3 protein-coding genes are annotated in these 2,935 nt (G+C 65.0%); all 3 read left to right on the top strand.

The window, feature by feature from the left end; all coding sequences use genetic code 11:
• Positions 1 to 757: IS3 family transposase (locus AB0C16_RS39830; RefSeq protein WP_357691307.1), on the top strand; the 757-nt coding region annotated here is incomplete at its 5' end.
• A 167-nt stretch (positions 758 to 924) separates the two neighbouring features.
• A complete protein-coding gene (locus tag AB0C16_RS39835) occupies positions 925 to 1,365 on the top strand; it encodes an NYN domain-containing protein (RefSeq protein ID WP_357691309.1) in 441 nt (146 codons plus the stop codon).
• 760 nt (positions 1,366 to 2,125) lie between these two features.
• Complete coding sequence (locus tag AB0C16_RS39840) at positions 2,126 to 2,830, top strand: hypothetical protein (RefSeq protein ID WP_357691311.1); 705 nt, start codon at positions 2,126 to 2,128, stop codon at positions 2,828 to 2,830.
• Positions 2,831 to 2,935 lie beyond the last annotated feature (105 nt).

The raw sequence follows: 2,935 nt of genomic DNA on the forward strand, positions 1-2,935 counted from the left end.
GGAGATCAAGCGGCTGTTCGCGGCATCGGGCGGCACCTACGGCTCGCCGCGGATCACCCAAGACCTGCACGAGGCGGGCTGGCGGGTGTCGGAGAACACCGTGGCCAGGCGGATGGCCGAACTCGGCTTAGCCGGACGGGCGCCGAAAAAGCCGCGCTCGCTGACCCGGCAGGGCAGGCGGCCGGCCGCGCCTGATCTGGTGCGCCGGAAGTTCACCGCGGCCGCCCGGGACGTGCTGTGGGTCGGTGACGTCACGATGATCACCACCGATGAGGGGCCGCTGTACTTGGCTTCGGTCGAGGACCTGTTCTCCCGCCGGCTGCTCGGCTATGCCATGTCCGAGCACCATGACTCGGCGCTGACGGTCGCCTCGCTGCAAATGGCCGTGGCGACCCGGGGCGGCGACGTAGACGGGGTGATCTTCCACTCGGATCGCGGGTCGGAGTACACCGCGGCCCGCTACCAGGCCGAATGTCGCAAGCACGGGGTGGTGCAGTCGATGGGCCGAGTCGGGTGCGCGCTCGACAACGGAGCCGCCGAATCGCTCAACAGCACCCTGAAGGTCGAGTTCGTGCACCGGCAGCACTTCCGAACCCGAGCGGAGGCCCGGCTGAAGATCGCGACCTGGATCGCGGACTTCTACAACGTCAAACGCAGGCACAGCGCCAACGACGGGCAGCCGCCTGTCACATTCGAGCACCAGATGATCGAGAAGAGGCAAGCATCATCAGCCCTGATGAGGGCCGCCGTGGCATAGGACCATCTCCACAGATTGAGGGGATTGACAGCACGTCGTACAAGTGGCTGGATCTTTCTGCGCTGTGCATTAAGCTTCTGCCCCGGGATGACATCAACCGGATCAAGTACTTCACCGCTCGCATCACAGCGCGGCCGGGAGACCCTGATAGCCCGACCCGCCAGGACATGTACTTGCGCGCTTTGGGAACCATCCCGCACGTTTCAGTCCATTATGGGCATTTCCAGGAGACCAAGCCGCGCATGCCACTCGCGACGCCCGATCCCTCGGGTCCTCGCACAGTGAAGGTGATCAAGACCGAGGAAAAAGGCTCCGATGTCAATCTCGCGAGCCATCTGTTGCTGGACGCCTTCCGGGAAGACTGCGAGATGGCCGTGGTGGTCAGTAACGATTCCGACCTGAGAGAGCCGATCCGGATGTTGATCGAAGATCTCGACGTCCCGGTAGGGCTGGTAAATCCGCACAACCCTAGGTTTCGCAGTCGTGACCTGTTGGCGTTGTCTCCACGCTTCTTCAAGCAGATCAAGTCGAAGGCACTCGAAGATTCGCAGTTTCCCGACGTTCTCCAGGATGGCTCGGGAGAGATTCGCCGACCTGTCAAGTGGTGATAACGCAAAGGCCCCGCCCGGAGGCGGGGCCTGCACCTACCCACCGAAGCGGGTAGGGGAATCGCTGTTAACAGTACCAGCGAGTCTGCAGGCTCAGTCAAGTCGCCGATCGTCACATGGCGATTACTTTACGTGAGGAGTGTCATGGGTCGATCGTGGCGCACTCGAATCGAATCTTCTTAGGGCTTGGAGTTGGCCGCGGCCGGGCACGGGGCGGGTCGGATCGTCAGCCTGCTGGATCGCTCGCCGTGGACGGTGTGTTCCTGGAGGCGGCGGGCCCGAAGCCGGGCTGAGCAGGTGCGGGCCACGCTGGCCGGATGGCTGGTCGCTCTCGATCCAGACCCTCCACCGATCGAGCCGTCACTGTCGGCGTGGGGTGATGCGGTGTGCATGCTGGCCGCGATGGTCCGCTGGCCCGAGCTGAGGGCGGGCCGGACCGGGCCGGTGAGTACGCCGGGGAGAGATCGTCCGGTGGGTCAGTGCTCGCGTTGTCGTTGTGGCGGCTGGCCGCGGTGCTTACCAACGGGAGTCTGCTCAGCCTGGTCCTGGTCGTCAGGGGGATCAACACGAACCGGCCTCTGGTTACATTCTGTTACTGACGGACCGCTCGCTCTACACCAAGCACCAGTTGGCCACAGCAGCGATCAACCCGCCCGCCCGTACGGCGGCGGGCGATGGTGGCCGCCGCTTGTCACGACGGACGGGTCGATGACGATCCAAGCGCCGCGCTGTTTCCCTTCAGGAAGGTCAGGGCCGCCCCGTGATCCGCATGCTGATCTCGATCGCGCTCAATCGGCACCTGTCCGGCGATCCCCGTTATGCGCGCTGCGTGACCTGCGGCACCACGGCCAGCGAACGCGAGGCCCCGCTGCGGATCTTGGTGCGGTTCACCACCGTCGACGGGTGCCTGGTCGACGAGGACCAGACACCGCCGGAATGGACCTGTCCCCCCTGCGACCGTGCCGGCCCGCTCCAGGTGGGCGAGTTGCTACCGAACGACACGCTCATCCGCTGCCGACGCACGCGCCTGTGCCGGTATCGCTGGAAGGTCCCGGGCAGCGCCAAGATGGTCGTCTGTCCGCGCTGCTACACCGCCCAGCCCCGGCCCTGCCGAATAGTTCCTGTCCTCGCTATGACCCCATTTGCTGTCCGCGGCCGCCGCTCCACGAGCTCCTCGTCCTTCGTCCTGCAGGGCAGCGCGCGCACCATCCAAACGCCGTGTGCCGGGCGGATCTGCGGGAGCAGCGCGCTGGGGTCGTCGGTCATAGGCGGCGCCACGTCGGAGGAGGTCGTCCGCCTGTACTCGATGCGGCGGCCGAAGTTGGGCCGCAACGTGAGTCATGTGCAGAGTGGGGAGAGAGACCGTCATTGCTGCTGCACGACGGGCGGGCAGGGGAGCGGTGCAAGGTGCTGGCTTACGCTGACCTCAGCTATTCAGGCGGTATTTCCCGGTGAAGATCAATAAATAAAGAAGGTGCCTCCGACCTGCGATGATCGGATTGCTGAGATCACAACATCGCACAGAACGGACGCACCTTCCGGGTGAACGCTACGGCATGGGACCGCCGCT

Origin of the sequence: Nonomuraea sp. NPDC048916, assembly GCF_040649575.1 — a bacterium.
Classification (GTDB): domain Bacteria; phylum Actinomycetota; class Actinomycetes; order Streptosporangiales; family Streptosporangiaceae; genus Nonomuraea.

Coding starts and splice junctions, on each gene's coding strand:
- AB0C16_RS39835 (WP_357691309.1), top strand. CDS start 925: ATGTACTTGCGCGCTTTGGGAACCATCCCGCACGTTTCAGTCCATTAT.